This window comes from Methylobacterium sp. GXF4, from assembly GCF_000272495.1.
Classification (GTDB): domain Bacteria; phylum Pseudomonadota; class Alphaproteobacteria; order Rhizobiales; family Beijerinckiaceae; genus Methylobacterium; species Methylobacterium brachiatum.
This window is the reverse complement of sequence record NZ_AKFK01000045.1, coordinates 77067-93855: the sequence shown is the minus strand read 5'-3', so window position 1 is coordinate 93855 and position 16789 is coordinate 77067. Positions and strand designations below refer to the sequence as shown.

The 16789-nt window shown below is 69.6% G+C and carries 14 protein-coding genes; 8 read left to right on the top strand and 6 right to left on the bottom strand.

Annotation, left to right across the window (positions count from 1 at the left end; genetic code table 11):
- Window positions 1–173: 173 nt before the first annotated feature.
- Window positions 174–797: a DnaJ domain-containing protein gene (locus WYO_RS04535; RefSeq protein WP_007559637.1), complete on the bottom strand. Its 624-nt coding sequence runs from the start codon at window positions 795–797 to the stop codon at window positions 174–176.
- A gap of 108 nt (window positions 798–905) precedes the next feature.
- On the opposite strand from WYO_RS04535, the gene WYO_RS04530 reads away from it, so the two are divergent.
- Window positions 906–1202 carry a BolA family protein gene (locus WYO_RS04530; protein ID WP_007559634.1) on the top strand — a complete coding sequence of 99 codons (297 nt, stop codon included), beginning with the start codon at window positions 906–908 and terminating at the stop codon, window positions 1200–1202.
- Window positions 1203–1371: 169 nt separating this feature from the next.
- Window positions 1372–1803, top strand: a complete 432-nt coding sequence (arfB, locus tag WYO_RS04525) for an alternative ribosome rescue aminoacyl-tRNA hydrolase ArfB (protein ID WP_007559632.1) — start codon at window positions 1372–1374, stop codon at window positions 1801–1803.
- A gap of 40 nt (window positions 1804–1843) precedes the next feature.
- Here arfB and WYO_RS04520 read toward each other — a convergent pair whose 3' ends face one another.
- Window positions 1844–2638 (bottom strand): YoaK family protein, encoded by a 795-nt coding sequence (locus tag WYO_RS04520; protein ID WP_007559630.1) that lies wholly within the window; start codon window positions 2636–2638, stop codon window positions 1844–1846.
- Window positions 2639–2719: 81 nt separating this feature from the next.
- Window positions 2720–3667: a methyltransferase domain-containing protein gene (locus tag WYO_RS04515; protein WP_007559628.1), complete on the bottom strand. Its 948-nt coding sequence runs from the start codon at window positions 3665–3667 to the stop codon at window positions 2720–2722.
- Window positions 3668–3736: 69 nt separating this feature from the next.
- On the opposite strand from WYO_RS04515, the gene WYO_RS04510 reads away from it, so the two are divergent.
- The 4 genes from WYO_RS04510 to WYO_RS04495 all read left to right on the top strand — a co-directional run bounded on the left by WYO_RS04510 (window position 3737) and on the right by WYO_RS04495 (window position 7900).
- Window positions 3737–4792 carry a ligase-associated DNA damage response exonuclease gene (locus tag WYO_RS04510; RefSeq protein WP_007559627.1) on the top strand — a complete coding sequence of 352 codons (1056 nt, stop codon included), beginning with the start codon at window positions 3737–3739 and terminating at the stop codon, window positions 4790–4792.
- Window positions 4789–6504 (top strand): cisplatin damage response ATP-dependent DNA ligase, encoded by a 1716-nt coding sequence (locus WYO_RS04505; protein WP_007559626.1) that lies wholly within the window; start codon window positions 4789–4791, stop codon window positions 6502–6504. The genes WYO_RS04510 and WYO_RS04505 overlap by 4 nt, the downstream gene beginning before the upstream one ends.
- The gene (locus tag WYO_RS04500; protein WP_007559625.1) at window positions 6501–6968 is read left to right on the top strand and encodes a secondary thiamine-phosphate synthase enzyme YjbQ; all 468 of its coding nucleotides are present in this window, start codon (window positions 6501–6503) and stop codon (window positions 6966–6968) included. The genes WYO_RS04505 and WYO_RS04500 overlap by 4 nt, the downstream gene beginning before the upstream one ends.
- Before the next feature lie 140 nt (window positions 6969–7108).
- Entirely contained in the window at window positions 7109–7900 is a 792-nt protein-coding gene (locus WYO_RS04495) for a flagellar hook basal-body protein (protein WP_007559623.1), read from the top strand.
- Between the two features lie 17 nt (window positions 7901–7917).
- Here the strand turns inward: WYO_RS04495 and WYO_RS04490 are convergent, their stop codons facing one another.
- From WYO_RS04490 to WYO_RS04480, 3 genes are all read right to left on the bottom strand, one after another.
- Window positions 7918–9456, bottom strand: a complete 1539-nt coding sequence (locus WYO_RS04490; protein WP_007559621.1) for an efflux transporter outer membrane subunit — start codon at window positions 9454–9456, stop codon at window positions 7918–7920.
- Window positions 9457–9596: 140 nt separating this feature from the next.
- Entirely contained in the window at window positions 9597–12746 is a 3150-nt protein-coding gene (locus tag WYO_RS04485) for a CusA/CzcA family heavy metal efflux RND transporter (RefSeq protein ID WP_007559619.1), read from the bottom strand.
- Between the two features lie 16 nt (window positions 12747–12762).
- A complete protein-coding gene (locus WYO_RS04480) occupies window positions 12763–14076 on the bottom strand; it encodes an efflux RND transporter periplasmic adaptor subunit (RefSeq protein WP_007559618.1) in 1314 nt (437 codons plus the stop codon).
- Window positions 14077–14372: 296 nt separating this feature from the next.
- Here WYO_RS04480 and WYO_RS04475 point away from each other — a divergent pair, with 296 nt between their 5' ends.
- Window positions 14373–15374: a GTP-binding protein gene (locus tag WYO_RS04475; protein ID WP_007559616.1), complete on the top strand. Its 1002-nt coding sequence runs from the start codon at window positions 14373–14375 to the stop codon at window positions 15372–15374.
- A 102-nt stretch (window positions 15375–15476) separates the two neighbouring features.
- Window positions 15477–16751 carry an O-antigen ligase family protein gene (locus WYO_RS04470; RefSeq protein ID WP_007559613.1) on the top strand — a complete coding sequence of 425 codons (1275 nt, stop codon included), beginning with the start codon at window positions 15477–15479 and terminating at the stop codon, window positions 16749–16751.
- Window positions 16752–16789 lie beyond the last annotated feature (38 nt).

Genomic DNA, 16789 nt, shown 5'->3' with positions numbered 1-16789 from the left:
GCGGGGCGGACTCAATCTTTAAACGGCAGCGCTGTGCAGCGCCACCGACCGGCACGAGCCTCATATAGGGCTGCGCCGGGCAATTTGCCTTATCCTAGAGCGCTCGACGACGAAGGGGGTTCCGCTGCGGCCTCACGGCGCTCCGGCGATCCGGCCTGCATCGTTCGTGCCGCTCAGCAGAGACCGGCGGCACGCAGAACGTCGTGGGCGCGGATGATGTCCCGCAGCCGCTCCTCGAACGAGCGGTCGCCGCCATTGGCGTCGGGGTGGAAGCGCTTCACCAGCGCCTTGTACTGCGCCTTGATGGCGGGTCCGTCCGCGCCTTCTTCGAGCCCCATCACGTCGAGGGCACGGCGCACCGTGGCGGTGCGGCGGGGCTTCTCCGGCTCCGGCTGGCGGGCGCGGCGGCGTCCCTCGACGCCGGCACCGCGCAGGATGCCGAGCGGATCGACATAGGCCCAGTCGCGGGTCGGCTCCTCGGCGGGCTTGCCCTGGCCGGCCGGGTTCACCCCCATGGCCCAGGTCGGGCGGTGCCCGATGATCGCGTCCTTCTGATAGGCCTGGACGGCGGCATCGTTCATGCCGTCGAAATAGTTGTAGCTCGCATTGTAGGCGCGGACGTGGTCGATGCAGAACCGCCAGTACTGGCCTTCCGCCTTGCGGCCCTTCGGCGCCCGGTGCAGGCCCGGCTGCGTGCAGCCCGGGCTCTCGCACGTGCCATCGGCCGCAGGCTTCGGCTCGTCGCAGGACGGTTTTCTGATCCGGATGCTGTCGAACAGGCGCGAGTTGAGATCCATGACGGGCCGATTATGAGGGGGCAAACCGGAGACACAAGGGCACTGGGCCTGATGACGCATGCGCGGGATCGGGCTTGACGGATGCCGACGATATCAGGTGAGGGCGCGATGGCTGACGGGACTGGTGACGACGGCACCCTTCGGGGCTGGATGGAGGCGAAGCTGCGCGCGGAACTCGCGCCGGCCCGGCTCGACGTGATCGACGAATCACACCTGCATGCGGGCCATTCCGGCGCGCGGCCCGGGGGTGAGACCCATTACCGGCTCGACATCGTCGCCTCGGCTTTCGAGGGCAAGAGCCGCGTGGAGCGGCACCGCCTGGTCAATGCCCTGCTGGACGATGCGTTCAAGCGCGGGCTGCATGCCCTGGCTTTGCGCGCCCGGACCCCGGCCGAGGCCGCCTGAGCCCGGCATCGCCGGCCCGGCGCGGCCGACCGCCGGTACGAGAGGATATGGCGATCGTGGCTCCGGTTCGCACCCACAGGATCGCCGCCTCTGCGCCGGAACCGGTGTTCCAGCGCACCTGCGGTCGGCCTCGGTCGAGCGCGTTCCGCGACGCGGGGCGGAGGTCGCCATGCCCCTGAGGGTGAACGCGCGGATCACCATCGAGGATGACGAGATCGAGTTGTCGTTCATGCGCGCCTCGGGGGCGGGCGGGCAGAACGTCAACAAGGTCGAGACGGCGGTCCAGCTGCGCTGGTCGATCCTGGCCTCGCCCTCGGTCGATGACCGGGTCAAGGCGAACCTGTACAAGCTCGCCGGCCGGCGTCTGACCAAGGACGGCGTCCTGGTCCTGTCCGGGCAGCGCCACCGGACCCAGGAGCGCAACCGGGCCGATGTGCTGCAACGGCTGGTCGAGCTCGTGACCGAGGCTGCCAAGCCGCCGCCGCCCATTCGCCGGGCGACCAAGCCGACGAAGGGTTCGAAGGAGCGGCGCATCGGCGCCAAGAAGAGCCGCGCCGTGATCAAGCAGGGGCGGGGCAGCTACCGGGATTCCGACAGCTGAACCGCCCTGTCGCCGTGCCGGGCGAGCCGCCGGGGCGGCCTCAGTGGATGGCGTCGATCACCTCGGCCTTGGGGCTGGCATCGGGGGCCGGCGCCGAGCCGGCGACCAGGGTGCTGCCGGGCTTGGCGATGGTCAGGGCGATCGCCACCAGGGCCAGGATCGCGGCGAGGCCGGCCGGGAACAGGAAGGCGGATTCGCCGTAGCGCATATCCAGCAGGCCGCCGACGACCGCGCCGGTGCTGAGGCCGGCCCAGAGCGGCGCCTGGATCCAGAACGAGGGCGCCACCGTGCCGAGCAGCAGGTTGGCGCAGCCGGTGCCGAAGCGAACCACCGCGCCGGTGACGTAGGTCAGCGCGAGCGAGCGACCGCCCTCATCCTGCAGGGTTGCATTCTGGAGGCCCAGGGCCAGCACGATCGGGTAGGCGTGCAGCGGATAGGCGAAGGTGCCCCAGGGCATCAGCAGGCCGCCGGCGAGGAGCAGCGCCTGCAGCGTCAGCAGGACGGCCAGCCGCCAGCGTCCGACCCAGGCCGCGATCAGCGTGCCCAGGAAGGCGCCGAAGCAGAACAGGCTGATGGTGCTGGCGACCCGGGTGACGTTCTCCCAGTCGCCGTTGGACACCGCCACGCCGAAGCGCGTGGTGTTGCCCGACATGAACGACATGAACAGCTGCGAGAATTCCAGGAAGCCAATCGAATCGGCGCAGCCTGCCAGCGTCGCCAGCGCGATGGCGAAGGCGATGCGCGTTCGGGGATCGGCCGGGAAGGAGCGATCCACGGGCGGGTCGGGCTTGCGCTCAGGTGCGCGCCCATCGTTCCCGCCGCCGAAATCCGCCATGCCTGTCCCCGATTCCATCGCCGCGCCGCGCGCAGCCGACAGACAATGGACGAATGCCCAAGCAGTTTCATGCGCGGCGAATCATTGGCGTGTGCGGTGCAGCACGACGATCCGGCCCGGGACCGGCCGACCGCCTTCGCGCCGCACATCGGCGGGGCGCAGCATCAGGATCTCCAGGCCGGCACCGGACGCCGCCTCCGTGATGTGGGAATCCGCGTGGGCGTAGCGCCCGTCGGCGCCCAGGCGCGCACCGTCGCCGTCATGGGACTGGACGGTGAAGGCCGCGAGGCCACCCGGTCGCAGGGCCCGGGCGACCCGCTCCAGGACCGGGCCGAGATCCGCCATGTAGATCAGTACGTCCGCGGCGAGGCACAGATCAGCGGAGTCCGGCGGCTCGCCCGCCAGGAACGCCATGAGATCGCCCTCGGCCAGGCGGTCGTAAAGCGGCTGGCCGTGATGCCTCTTGGCTCGGGCGAGGGTGAGCATGCCGGGCGAGAGGTCGACCCCGGTGAGATGTCCGACCCGGTCGCGGATCGCCGCGCCCATCAGGCCCGTGCCGCAGCCGAGATCGAGCGCCGCCTCGAACCGCTCCGGTACGGGCGGCAGGGCATCCCGGACGAGCTGCGGGCCGACATAGCCCAGCCCGTCCACGAGGTGGCGCTCGAAACGCGGCGCGTAGCCGTCGAACAGGGCCCGGACATAGGCCGGTGACAGCGCCGGCAGGCCGGCACCTTCGCCGAGGCGGACCAGGTGCGCGCGCACGCCGAGGGTGTCGTCGGGGTCGATGTCGAGGGCGCAGGCATAGGCCCGCGTCGCCGCCGCCCGCAAAGCCGGGTCGTTGTCCTGCACGGCCAGCCCCTCCCGGGCGCGGCCCAGCAGCAGCCAGGCCGGCGCGTAGCGGGGCGCGATCTCCAGCGCCTGCTCGGCGAGATCGGCCGCCCCGGCATGGTCGCCATCCGCCAGGCAGGCTTCCGCGTAGCGATAGCGGCGGTCGGCGAGGAGGTCGCCGGAACTGTGTTGCGTGGCCATGCGTCTGCCGGGTCGGGGCCGCCTATATACCGGGGCCACCGGCGGACTCCACCGGCAGCAACGGACCCGATGCCGACACGCGCGAGCGATCTCCTCACCCTGACCCGCGAGGGCCTCTACTGCCCGCTCGGGGGCTTCCACGTCGATCCGACCTGGCCGGTGGAGCGCGCGCTCATCACCCACGGCCATGCCGACCATGCGCGCGCCGGCCACGGCCACGTGCTGGCGACGCCCGAGACCCTGCGGATTATGGCGGTGCGCTACGGCGAGGATTTCTGCCGCCAGCGGCAGGAGGCCCGGCTCGGCGAGGCTCTGCGCGTCGGCGACGTCACGGTGCGCTACGCCCCCGCCGGCCACGTGCTCGGCTCCGCCCAGATCGCCATCGAGCGCGACGGCGTCCGGGTCGTGGTGTCGGGCGACTACAAGCGGGCGCCGGACCCGACCTGCCTGCCCTTCGAGGTGGTGCCCTGCGACGTGTTCATCACCGAGGCGACCTTCGGCCTGCCGGTCTTCACCCATCCGGACACCCGCGACGAGGTCCGCAAGCTCATGGCCTCCGTGGCCCTGTTCCCCGAGCGGGCCCACATCGTCGGGGCCTACGCGCTGGGCAAGGCGCAGCGTGTGATGGCGCTGCTGCGTGAGGAGGGCTGGGACCGGCCGATCCACCTGCACGGGGCGATGGAGAAGCTGACCGAGCTATACAAGCGCGAGGGCATCCCCCTGGGCGAGACCCCGAAGGTCGTGGCCGCCGACCGCAAGGATCTGCACGGCGCGATCGTGCTCTGCCCGCCCAGCGCGATGCAGGATCTGTGGTCGCGCAAGTTTCCCGATCCCGTGACCTGCTTCGCCTCCGGCTGGATGCGGGTCCGCGCCCGCGCCCGCCAGAAGGGCGTCGAGCTGCCGCTGGTGATCTCCGACCATTCCGACTGGCCGGACCTGTGCCGCACGATCCGGGACACCGGCGCCGGCGAGGTCTGGGTGACGCACGGCCAGGAGGATGCCCTGGTCCATTGGTGCGGGACCCAAGGCATCAAGGCCAAGCCGCTGCACCTGCTGGGCTATGGCGACGACGGCGAGGCGGAGCCGACCCCGGCCGACGCTCCGGAGCCGGAGGTGGCGGCGTGAACGACTTCGCCCATCTCCTCGACCGCCTCGCCTACGAGCCGCGCCGCAACGCCAAGCTGCGGATGCTCCAGGATTTCTTCGCGCGCACTCCGGATCCGGAGCGCGGCTACGCGCTGGGCGCCATGACCGGCACGCTGAGTTTCCGCGAGGCCAAGCCGGCCCTGATCCGCGGCCTGGTCGAGGAGCGCATCGACCCGGTGCTGTTCCGCCTGTCGCACAACTACGTCGGCGATCTCGCCGAGACTACGGCGCTGATCTGGCCGGGGCCGGTGGCGCCGCGCGAGCCCGGACCCGGCCACAACAACCCGCCCCCGCATGTCCCGACCCTCGCCGAGGTCGTGGAGACCCTGGCGACCATCCCGAAGCGGGAGCTGCCCCAGCATCTGGCCGAATGGCTCGACGCCCTCGACGAGACCGGGCGCTGGGCGCTCCTGAAGCTCGTCACCGGCAACCTGCGCGTCGGTGTCTCGGCGCGGCTTGCCAAGACCGCGGTCGGCGCGCTGGGCGGCCACGAGGCGGATGCGGTCGAGGAGGTCTGGCACGGGCTCACGCCGCCGTTCGAGACGCTGTTCGCCTGGGTCGAGGGGAGGGCCGAGCGGCCCGAGACGCGCAATCCGGCGCCGTTCCGGCCGCCGATGCTGTCGCATCCGATCGAGGAGGAGGCCGATCTCGAGAAGCTCGAGCCGGAGGCGTTCTCGGCGGAGTGGAAATGGGACGGCATCCGCGTCCAGCTCGTCGGCGGACTCGACCGTGCCGGCGCCCAGGTCGCCAAGGTCTATTCCCGCACCGGCGAGGACATCACCGGGGCGTTCCCCGATCTCGCCGAGGCGATCGGCTTCACGGGCACGCTGGACGGCGAGCTGCTGATCCTGCGCGAGCGCCGGGTCCAGAGCTTCAACGTCCTGCAGCAGCGCCTGAACCGGAAGGCCGTGACCGCCAAGCTCCTCGAAGAATTCCCCGCCCATGTCCGGGCCTACGACCTCCTGACGCTCGACGGCGACGACCTGCGGGCCGAGCCGTTCGCGACCCGCCGGGAGAAGCTGGAGGCCCTGGTCACCCGCCTCGACCATGCCCGGATCGATATCTCGCCGCTGGTCCCCTTCGCGGATTGGGAGGCGCTCGCCGCCGCCCGGGCCGACCCGGCCTCGGTGGGCGCCGGGGAGGATGCGGACGCGATCGAGGGCGTAATGCTCAAGCGTCTCAACAGCCCCTACCTGCCGGGTCGCCCGAAAGGCCCCTGGTGGAAGTGGAAGCGCGAGCCCCATATCGTCGATGCGGTGATGATGTACGCGCAGCGCGGCCACGGGAAGCGCTCGTCGTTCTACTCGGACTACACGTTCGGGGTCTGGCGGGAGGCCCCCGAGGGCGGGGACGAGCTGGTGCCGGTGGGCAAGGCCTATCACGGCTTCACCGATGCCGAGCTCGCCAAGCTCGACCGCTATGTCCGCAACAACACCACCAAGCGGTTCGGGCCGGTGCGCGAGGTCGCCCACGGGCTGGAAGCCGGGCTCGTGCTGGAGATCGCCTTCGAGGGCGTCCAGCGCTCGACCCGGCACAAGTCCGGCGTGGCGATGCGCTTCCCCCGGGTCAGCCGGATCCGCTGGGACAAGCCGCCTGCGGAGGCCGACCGGATCGACGTGCTGGAGCGGATCCTCGCCCGCGGCGAGCGCGAGATCGCACCGGGTGCAACGCTGACGGAGACGGATGCATGAGGCAGGGCAAGATCGGTTCAGTCGAGCCCCTGGTATCGGGCGCGGTGGCACGCCAGGCGAGCGGCCGCCTGACCATCGCGACGCCGGGGCAGGGCTTCACGGATTTCACCGGGGCGGTGGCGGAGTTCGTGCGGGACAGCGGCATCCGGGACGGGCTCGTCACTCTGTTCTGCCGGCACACCTCGGCCTCGCTGACCATCCAGGAGAATGCCGACCCGGACGTGCAGACCGACCTGATGGCGGCCCTCGACGGCTTCGCGCCGCGCGGCGCCCCTTACGTCCACGGCGCCGAGGGGCCGGACGACATGCCGGCCCATATCCGAACCCTGGTCACGGATTCGGCCCTGAACATCCCCCTGGTCGAGGGCAGGCTGGCTCTCGGCACCTGGCAGGGGATCTACCTGATCGAGCACCGCGACCGGCCGCACCGGCGCGAGATCGTTGTGAGTGTCATCGGCGCCTGAGCCCGGAGATCCGTGTGCGATCCGAACCTGGCGGCGGTCGGGCAGCAACATTCGCTGACACACCGCCGATTAACCGTGCTGCGCGTCTATAGGCCTGTCTAGGATCGGTTTTCAGGCCGGTCTGGGGACGGGAGACCCCGATGGGCTTGTACGACGCGCTCTCGAATTCGGTGGCCGGTGCTTCGGCGCAGGCCTTCGCGCTCAACAACATCTCCGGGAACATCGCCAACACCCAGACGGCGGGGTTCAAGACCACGGAGACGAGCTTCGCCGACATGCTGGCCCAGACCACGGCCAGGGCGCAGACGAGCGGCGGCGTCTCGACCAGCACCCGCGACACCCTCGGGATCCAGGGGACGATCCAGTCCACCGGAATCGCGACCAACCTCGCGATCTCGGGCAACGGCTATTTCGTGGTCCGGTCGAACACCGGCACGCCGGAGAGCCCGACCTTCACGGGCGAGACCGCCTATACGCGGCGCGGCGATTTCGCCCCGGATTCGAGCGGCTACCTAGTCAACGGCGCGGGCTATTACCTGTTCGCCGGCCCCTCTTCGACGGCGCCGGTCCAGGTCCCCACCGGGGCGGACACCCTGGCGAGCCTGACGGTCTCGCCCGCGGGCACGCTCACCGGCACGGGCGCGGATGGCAGCACGCAGCCGCTCGGCGCGCTGACGCTGGCCCAGTTCGGCGGGCAGGACAACCTGACCTCCCTCGACGGCGGCACCTACGTGGCCAACGGCCGGTCCGGCGCGCCGAGCTTCGGGCTCGCCGGCGCGACCATCGCCGCCGGGTCGGTCGAGCAATCGAATGCCGGCATCTCGGACCAGTTCTCCAAGATGATCGAGACCCAGCAGGCCTACACGGCCAACACCAAGGTCATGAGCGCCGCCGACCAGATGCTGCAGGACGCCATCGCGATGGATGTGTGAGGCCGGGGCCCGCCGGCTTACAGGAACTTCAGCGGGTCCGTCTCGGGCGGGGGCGGGGCCACGTCGTTGCGGTTCCACCAGCCGCCGCCCAGCGCCACGAACAGGGCCGCGCTGTCGGCGTATTGCGTGGCGCGGGCACCCGCCGAGGTGACGAGCGCCGAGAGGTAGCCCTGCTGGGCGATCAGCACCTGTGTCGAGGTGACGGCGCCCGCCGTGTACTGCTTGCGGATCAGCCCGAGGCTCTGGTTGGTGGCGCTCACCGCGGCGTCGGCGGCGGCCACCGCCTTGGCGTCGGCCTGGAGCGCCCGCAGCGCGTCGGCGACGTTCTGGAAGGCGGTGATCACCGTCGCCTTGTACTGGGCCTGCGCCTGGGTCAGCGTCTCCTCGGCCGCCCGCTGGCGGCGGAACAGGGTGCCGGCGTCGAAGATCGGCGCCGTCGCCTGGCCGATGATCGTGAAGAACGCCGCCCCGGGATTGGTCACCTGCGCGAGCCGCACGGCGCTGGAGCCGCCGGTGGCGGTGAGGCTGAATTGCGGCAGGCGGTTGGCCACGGCGACGCCGACGCTGGCGCTCGCCTGCTGCACGAGGGCCTCGGCCGCCTTCACGTCGGGGCGCTGCTGCACGAGGCGCGAGGGCAGGCTCACCGGCAGCTTGGTCGGCAGGCGCAGGGCTGAGAGCTGGAAGGTCTCCGCGATCTCGTCGGAAGGCAGCCGCCCGGCCAGCGCGGTGAGGAGGTTGCGCTGCTGCGCCAGCTGCTTCTCCAGCGGCGGCAGCAATTGCTGCGACAGGGCCAAGGCCGCCTGCTGCTGGACCACGTCGGCCCCGGCGATCTGGCCGAGCGAGAGCTGCTTGTTGAACAGCTGCAGCACCTCGGTCTGCGCCTGGATGACCTTGCGGGTGGCGTCGATCTGCGCCCGCAGGGCCGCCTCCTGGATGGCGGCGGCGACGACGTTGCCGGTGAGGCTGAGATAGGCGGCCTCGAGCTGGAAGCGCTGGTTCTCGGTGGTGGCCTCCAGCGACTCGATCTGGCGCCGATTCCCGCCGAACACGTCGGGATTGTAGGCGACCACGGCCTGCGGCGTGGACAGGCTGTAGAGGAACCGGCTCTCGTTGTTGAGCGGCGATTGCAGGTCGAGACCGGGTGCCAGGATGCCCTGCACCTGCGGGGTCGCGGTCAGGCTCGGATAGAGCGTGCCCTTCTGGGCCAGCACGTTCTGCTGCGCGATCCGCAGCGAGGCCTGCGCCGCCTCCAGGGTCGGGTTGTTGGCGAGCGCCTGCTCGACGAGCTGGTTCAAAGCCTTGGAGTGGAACAGCGTCCACCATTGGCCGGGGATGTCGGCGCCGGAGACGAAGCTCTGATCCGCCGATCCGCCCTGACGGGTGCGGATGTTGTCGGCGGCCGAGGGGTCCTTCAGCGGCTCCTTGGTGTAGCGGCTGACCGGCGGCGCCTCGGGCGGCACGTAGTTCGGGCCGACCGCGCAGGCCGACAGGGACAGGGCCGCCGCCAGCATGGCGGCCGTGCGACCGCACCGGATCGGCGCCAACTCCACCATCATGCCCCCGAAACCCCTCCCTCGGTAGAGCGTCCGGGCTGACGGCCAAGTCAATCCGACGGCGCTCCGATGCTGTGTGCCGGCGCCGCGCTGTGGCGCCCCGGCCACGTGACGATTCCCGGCCCGCACCGCTCTCATCCGGCTCATGCCGCGACCCGATGCTCGGTCCGGGCCCGGGCATTCGGGTTCGGGTGCCGCCGCGAGAACAGCGAGATCAGCACCGGCACGACCACCAGGATCAGGTTGGGCGCCAGGATGATGCCGCCGACCACCACCAGGGCGAGGGGCTTCTGCACCTGCGAGCCGATGCCGGTGGAGATCGCCGCCGGCAGCAGGCCGACGCAGGCGGCGACGCAGGTCATCATCACCGGGCGCATGCGCACGACCGCGGCGTTCCACACCGCCTCCTTGCGCTGCCAGCCCTCGTCGAGGAGCTGGTTGTAATAGGCCAGGAGGATCACGCCCTCCATGGTCGAGATGCCGAACAGCGCGATGAAGCCGATCGCCGCCGAGATCGAGAACGGCGTGCCGGTGAACGACAGGGCGAAGATGCCGCCGATCATCGCCATCGGGATCACCGACAGGGTGAGCAGCATGTCCGCCAGGGAGGAGAAGTTGATGAACAGCAGGAGCGCGATCAGCAGCAGGGTGACCGGCACGACCAGGCTGAGCCGGGTCGCGGCATCCTTGAGGTTGGTGAACTGGCCGACCCACTCCATCCGGTAGCCCGGCGGCAGGTCCACGGCCTCAGCGACCTTGCGCTGGGCCTCGATCACGGCGCTGCCGAGGTCGCGCCCGCGCACCGAGAACTTCACCGGGATGTAGCGTTCCTGGTCCTCGCGGTAGATGAACGAGGCGCCCGAGACGAGATCCACGTCGGCGATCTCGGAGAGCGGCACCTGGATCACGCCGCCATTGGGATTCTGGGCGCCCACCGCGATGTTGCGGATGCCGGCCAGCGACGAGCGGTATTCCTTGGCCAGCCGCACCCGCATGGAGAAGTGGCGGTCCGAGCCGTACTCGTAGAGGTCGCCGGCGGTCTGGCCGCCGATCGCCGCCTGGATCGTGGTGTTCACGTCGCCGATCGACAGGCCGTAGCGGGCTGCCTTGTGGCGGTCGACGTCGATCCGCACGGTCGGCTGGCCGAGCGATTCGAACACCGCCAGGTCGGTGATGCCGGGCACCGTGGCCAGCGCCGCCTTGGCCGCGTTGGCGGTCTTGGTGAGCTGGGCGAGGTCGCTGCCGTAGATCTTGACCGAGTTCTCGCCCTTCACGCCCGAGGCCGCCTCCTGGACGTTGTCCTCGATATATTGCGAGAAGTTGAACTCGATCCCGGGAAACTCCGCTTCCAGCTTCTTGCTGAGGTCGTGGATCAGCGTGTCCTTGTCGAGGCCCTTGCGCCACTCGTCGATCGGCTTGAGCGGGGCCAGGATCTCGACGTTGAAGAAGCCGGTGGCGTCGGTGCCGTCATTGGGCCGGCCCTGGTGCGAGATCACCGTGACGACCTCCGGGACCTCCTGGAAGATCTTGCGCAGGCGCTGGACATAGGCGTTGCCGGCCTCCAGCGAGATCGAGGACGGCATGGTGCCGCGCACGTAGAGGTTGCCCTCTTCGAGGCGGGGCAGAAATTCGAGGCCGAGGTTCCGGGCCGCCAGCCCCGAGGCGAGCAGCACCACGAGCATCACCGACAGCGCGAGCACCCGGTTCTTCAGGCCGAAGGCCAGGACGCGCTCGTGCCCGGCGCGCAGGACCCGCACGATCAGCGTGTCCCGCTCCTCGAGCTTCTTCGGCAGGATCAGCGCCGACAGGGCCGGCGAGACCGTGAAGGTCGCGAGCAGGCCGCCGACCAGCGCGTAGGCGTAGGTCTTGGCCATCGGCCCGAAGATGTGGCCCTCGACGCCGCTCATCGTGAAAAGCGGCAGGAAGCCGACGATGATGATGATCGCCGAGAAGAAGATCGCCCGGTTCACCTCGACGCCCGCGATGGCGATGGTGCCGAGCCGGCCCTCGAGCCCCTCGGGGGCTTGCTGACCCTCGGTATGCTCGGGCTCGGCGAGGTGGCGGAACACGTTCTCGACCATGATCACCGTGGCGTCGACGATCAGGCCGAAATCGATCGCGCCGAGCGACAGCAGGTTGGCCGAGTCGCCGCGCACCACCAGGATCAGGATCGCGAAGCCGAGGGCGAACGGAATCGTGGCTGCCACGATGATCGCGCTGGTGAGCGAGCCGAGGAACAGCCACTGCACGATGAACACCAGCACCACCCCGAAGACGAGGTTGTGCATCACCGTGTGGGTCGTGGTGTGGATCAGGCCCGACCGGTCGTAGATCCGCTCGATCTTCACGTCGGGCGGCAGGATCGTCGAGTTGTTGATCTTGTCGATCTCGGCCTCGACGCGCTGCAGCGTCGGCAGGCTCTGGCCGCCGCGGCTCATCAGCACGATGCCCTCGACCACGTCCGACTGGTCGTCGTGCCCGACGATGCCGAGCCGCGGGGCGTTCGACACGCGGACCTCGGCCACGTCGCGCACCAGCACCGGGGTGCCGTTGACGAGGCTGATCATAGTGTCCTTGATGTCGTCCATGTCGCGGATCAGGCCGATGCCGCGCACCACCGCGGATTGCTGGCCGACATTCAGGGTCTGGCCGCCGACGTTGATCGAGGCGTTGTTGAGCGCCGTGGTCAGCTGGACCAGGGTCAGGCCCTGGGCCTGGAGGCGATTCAGGTCGACCGCGACCTCGTATTCCTTGGCCTTGCCGCCGAAGGCGGTCACGTCGGTGACGCCCGGGATCGCCTTGAACCGGCGCTGCAGCACCCAGTCCTGCAGGGTCTTCATGTCCATCGGCGAGTAGCCCGCCGGGCCGACCAGCTTGTAGCGCATGATCTCGCCCACCGGGCTCGTCGGCGAGATCTGCGGGGTGGCGCCGTTGGGCAGGCTCGGCGCCTGCGACAGGCGGTTGAGCACCCGCTGCAGCGCCTGGTCGTACGTGTACTCGTAGTTGAACTGGACCTTCACGTCGGACAGGCCGAACAGCGAGATCGTGCGCACCACCTGGGCGTTGGGGATGCCGGCCAGCGCCACCTCCAGGGGGATGGTGATGTAGCGCTCGATCTCGTCGGCGGATTGCCCCGGGTTCTGGGTGATCACGTCGACCAGCGGTGGCACCGGGTCGGGATAGGCCTCGATGTTGAGCTGCGTGTAGGCGCCGTAGCCGATGCCGAGCATCACCACGAACAGCAGCACGACCAGCACGCGCTGGCGCAGCGAGAAGACGATCAGGCTGTTCATCGCCCGGGATTCCCGCTCAGGACGCCTTGTCGCCGGTGGCCGCCCGGTCGATGAACAGGGCCCCCCGGGTCACGATCTGCTCACCCGCGTGCAGGCCGTCGACGACCTGCGCGTTGTCGCCGTTGATCACGCCGAGCTTGATGTCGCGCGCTTCCACGGCGCCGTCCTGGCGGGCCACCCAGACATGGGTGCGGTCGCCCTCGTACACGATCGCGGCCAGCGGCACGCTCGGGCTGGGCTCGCCCTTGCCGGTGATGATCGTGTAGGTGGCGAACATCTCCGGGCGCAGGACGCGGTCGGGATTGTCGACCTCGCTGCGCACGGCGAGGCGCCGCGTGGCCGGGTCGAGGCTCGCGGCCATGTAGTTCACCCGGGCCTTGAACACCCGCGCGCCGAAGCCCGCCACCTTCGCCTCGACCTCCTGGCCGATGCGGATCTTCGGGATCTCGCTCTCGCGCACGTTGGCCACGAGCCACACCGTGGACAGGTCGCCGATCACGAAGACCGGGTCGCTCGAGGCCGAGAGGAACTGCCCGGTTCCGACCTTGCGCTGGACGATCGTGCCGGCGATCGGCGCCCGGATCTGCGTCTCCGGGCTCAGGCGGCCGTTCTTCTCGTAGGCGGCGATCTCGGCGTCGGACTTGCCCAGGAGCCGCAGGCGGTTCCGCACGGCGTCGAGGGCGGCCTCGGCGGTCTTGAGATCGCTCTGGGCGGCGATGACGTCGTTCTGCGCCGACTGATAATCCTTCAGCGCCACCGCATGGGCCTGGAACAGCTCCTGCTGGCGCGCCGCGATGGTCTGGTCGAGCTTCAGCAGCGCCTGCTGCTTCTGGAGGTTGTTCAGGGCGGCCTGGTAGTCGTTCTGCGCCTGGACCATGTCGGTGGCCTCGAGCGTCAGCAGCACGTCGCCCGCCTTCACGTCGTCGCCCGCCCGGGCCAGCACCTTGGTCACCCGGCCCGCATAGGGCGAGACCACCGGCACGTTGTCGTCGTCGTTGAGCGCGATGCGGCCTTCCGCGGAGCCCTCCGGGCGGAACACCTGCGTCGCCACCGGCAGGATCTCGAAGGCGGCGCGCTGCTCCTTGGTCGGGCGGAACACCCGCTCGACCGCGCCGGCCTTCTCGGCCTCGATCCCCGCATCGGGCTTGCTCGATCCGAACAGCGCCGCGGCTATTCCCGAGGCGGACTCGCGGGCGCGGTCCGAGACCGCGAGCGCTAGGCCGCCCGCAGCCACGAGCAGCACCAGGACGATCAGGAGCAGCGGCGGGCGGCGCCTGTGCGTGGACGCGGCGAAAGCCTCGTCCTGTTCCAGCGGGTTGCGGGCGTCCATGTGGTTGGTCTTCTGGGTCCGGGCGAAGGACCGTGATGGCTGACGAGGGCATGCTTCGGCCCGGACCCCGGCCGTTTCATGGTGATCGGAGTCGCTTGTCGAGGCGTGCCGTCCGGGCGGAGGACCCAGACTGCACCACGTGCCTAGAGCAAAGCTTGGCTGATCCGCAATCGATCGGGGGGCCAGGTCGCGAAACCGTGTGGCTCCATCTTCCTTCGCCGGGATTTGTTACAATATGACAACGCTCGCGGGCCGCTCGCCCGACCCATCCCGCAGATCCGATCGAAGAATCCGCCATGACCGACATGAGTTCTGCTTCCGCCCCATCGGGTTCGACCGCCGGCAAGATTCCGGTGACCGTGCTCACCGGCTATCTCGGTGCCGGCAAGACCACGCTGCTCAACAGGATCCTCACGGAAAATCATGGCAAGCGCTACGCCGTGATCGTCAATGAGTTCGGCGAAATCGGTATCGACAACGATCTCGTCGTCGGCGCGGACGAAGAAGTGTTCGAGATGAACAACGGCTGCGTCTGCTGCACCGTGCGCGGCGACCTGATCCGGATCATGGACGGGCTGGTGAAGCGCCGGGGCAAGTTCGACGCGATCATCGTCGAGACCACGGGCCTGGCCGACCCGGCCCCCGTCGCCCAGACCTTCTTCGTCGACCAGGATGTCGGCGACGCCGCCCGCCTCGACGCCGTGGTGACGGTGGCCGACGCCAAGTGGCTGTCCGACCGCCTGAAGGATGCCCCCGAGGCCAAGAACCAGATCGCCTTCGCGGACGTGATCCTGCTCAACAAGAGCGACCTCGTCTCGCCCGAAGACCTCGACCGGGTCGAGGCCGAGATCCGCGGCATCAACCCGCTGGCCAAGCTCCACCGCACCCAGAACTGCGCGGTGCCCCTGGAGGCCGTCCTCGAGCGCAACGCCTTCGACCTCGACCGCATCTTGGAGGTGGAGCCCGATTTCCTGGAGGAGGGCCACCATCACCATCACGATTCCGAGATTCAGTCGGTCTCGGCCCGGATCGACGGCGAGGTCGATCCGGAGAAGTTCATGCCCTGGATCTCGAACCTGACCCAGGTCCAGGGGCCCGATATCCTGCGCTGCAAGGGCATCGTCGCCTTCCCGAACGAGCCGAAGCGCTTCGTCTTCCAGGGCGTGCACATGATCCTCGACGGCGACGTCCAGGGGGACTGGCGCCCGGACGAACCCCGGGTGTCCCGGGTGGTCTTCATCGGGCGCAACCTCGATCCGGTGGCGATCCGCGAGGGGTTCGAGAGTTGCCGCGTCTGAGCCCCTGAGGACGGGGCGCCGCGAAGCCCATTCTCAACCATTGGCTGTCATGGATACCGGACGTGCGGGCCAGCGTAACCGGCCCGCGGAGTCCGCGTATCCATGGCTCACACCGCAGCGCCCGGAATCCCGATCCCGTCGGGATTCGCCGCCGGGATTCTGCTCATCGGCGTCGTCCGGGGGCTGGCCAAGGCGCTGTTTGCAGCCTTCATCTTCTTCGCCTGCTTCGCATTCTCGGAAACCTCGCCCTACGACGCGGTGGCGATCCCGACGATCCTGCTGTGGCTCTGCCTCGGCGTGCGCCTGCACCGGGGGGCGGTGCCGCTGCTGGCGCTCCTGCTGCTCTACCTCGTGGCGATCGTCACCGCCCTGTTTCCGTACATGAACGAGGAATTCCCGGTCACCTGGACGATCCAGCTGATCTACCTCGTGGTCACGTGCGTGTTCTTTGCGATGTTCTTTTCGGACGACACGCATGCCCGGATGGAGCTGGCGCTCAAGGCCTACACGGTGAGCTGCGTGTTCTCGGCCGCGCTCGGCATCGTCGGCTACCTGCAATGGCTCGGGATCGAGGACCTGTTCTACAAGTACGACCGGGCCTCGGGCACCTTCCAGGACCCGAACGTGTTCGGCTCGTTCCTGACGCTCGGCGCCCTCTACCTGATGCACGGGCTGCTCACCGGCAGCGCGCGGCGCCCGCTGGTGGCGCTGGCCGGCCTGCTGATCATCATGGCCGGGATCTTCCTGTCGTTCTCGCGCGGATCCTGGGGCGGCAGCGTCGTGGCCGTGCTGCTGATGGTCGGCTCCGTCTATGCCGGCAGCGGCTCGATCCGCCTGCGCCGCCGGATCGTGCTCCTGACGCTGGCCACCCTGGTGCTCGGTGCGATCGCGGTGATCGGGCTCCTCTCGGTCGAGCACGTGCACAAGATGTTCGAGACCCGGGCCTCCCTGGCCCAGGATTACGACCAGGGCGAGACCGGCCGCTTCGGCAACCAGATCCGCGGCCTGGCGATGCTGCTGGAGCGCCCGTTCGGCATGGGGCCGATGCATTGGCGGCTCGTCTTCGGGCTGGAGCCGCACAATTCCTATCTCGGCTCCTTCGCCAATGGCGGCTGGCTCGGCGGCGCGGTGTTCATCGGTCTCGTGCTGGCCACGAGCTTCGTCGGCTTCCGCCTGCTGGTGCGGCCCTCGCCGTTCCGGGCGCATGCCCAGATCGTCTGGCCGGCGCTGCTGATGTTCTTCCTGCAGGCGTTCCAGATCGACATCGAGAAGTGGCGCCACGTCTACATGATGCTCGGCATGGTCTGGGCCCTGGAGGCCGCCCGGCTGCGCATGCCCGGATCGGTGCCTTCGGGGGCGCGCGTCAGGGCAACGTGATCGCGCGCGACCCAGGGCCCGCTTGAAACGTGGCCGCA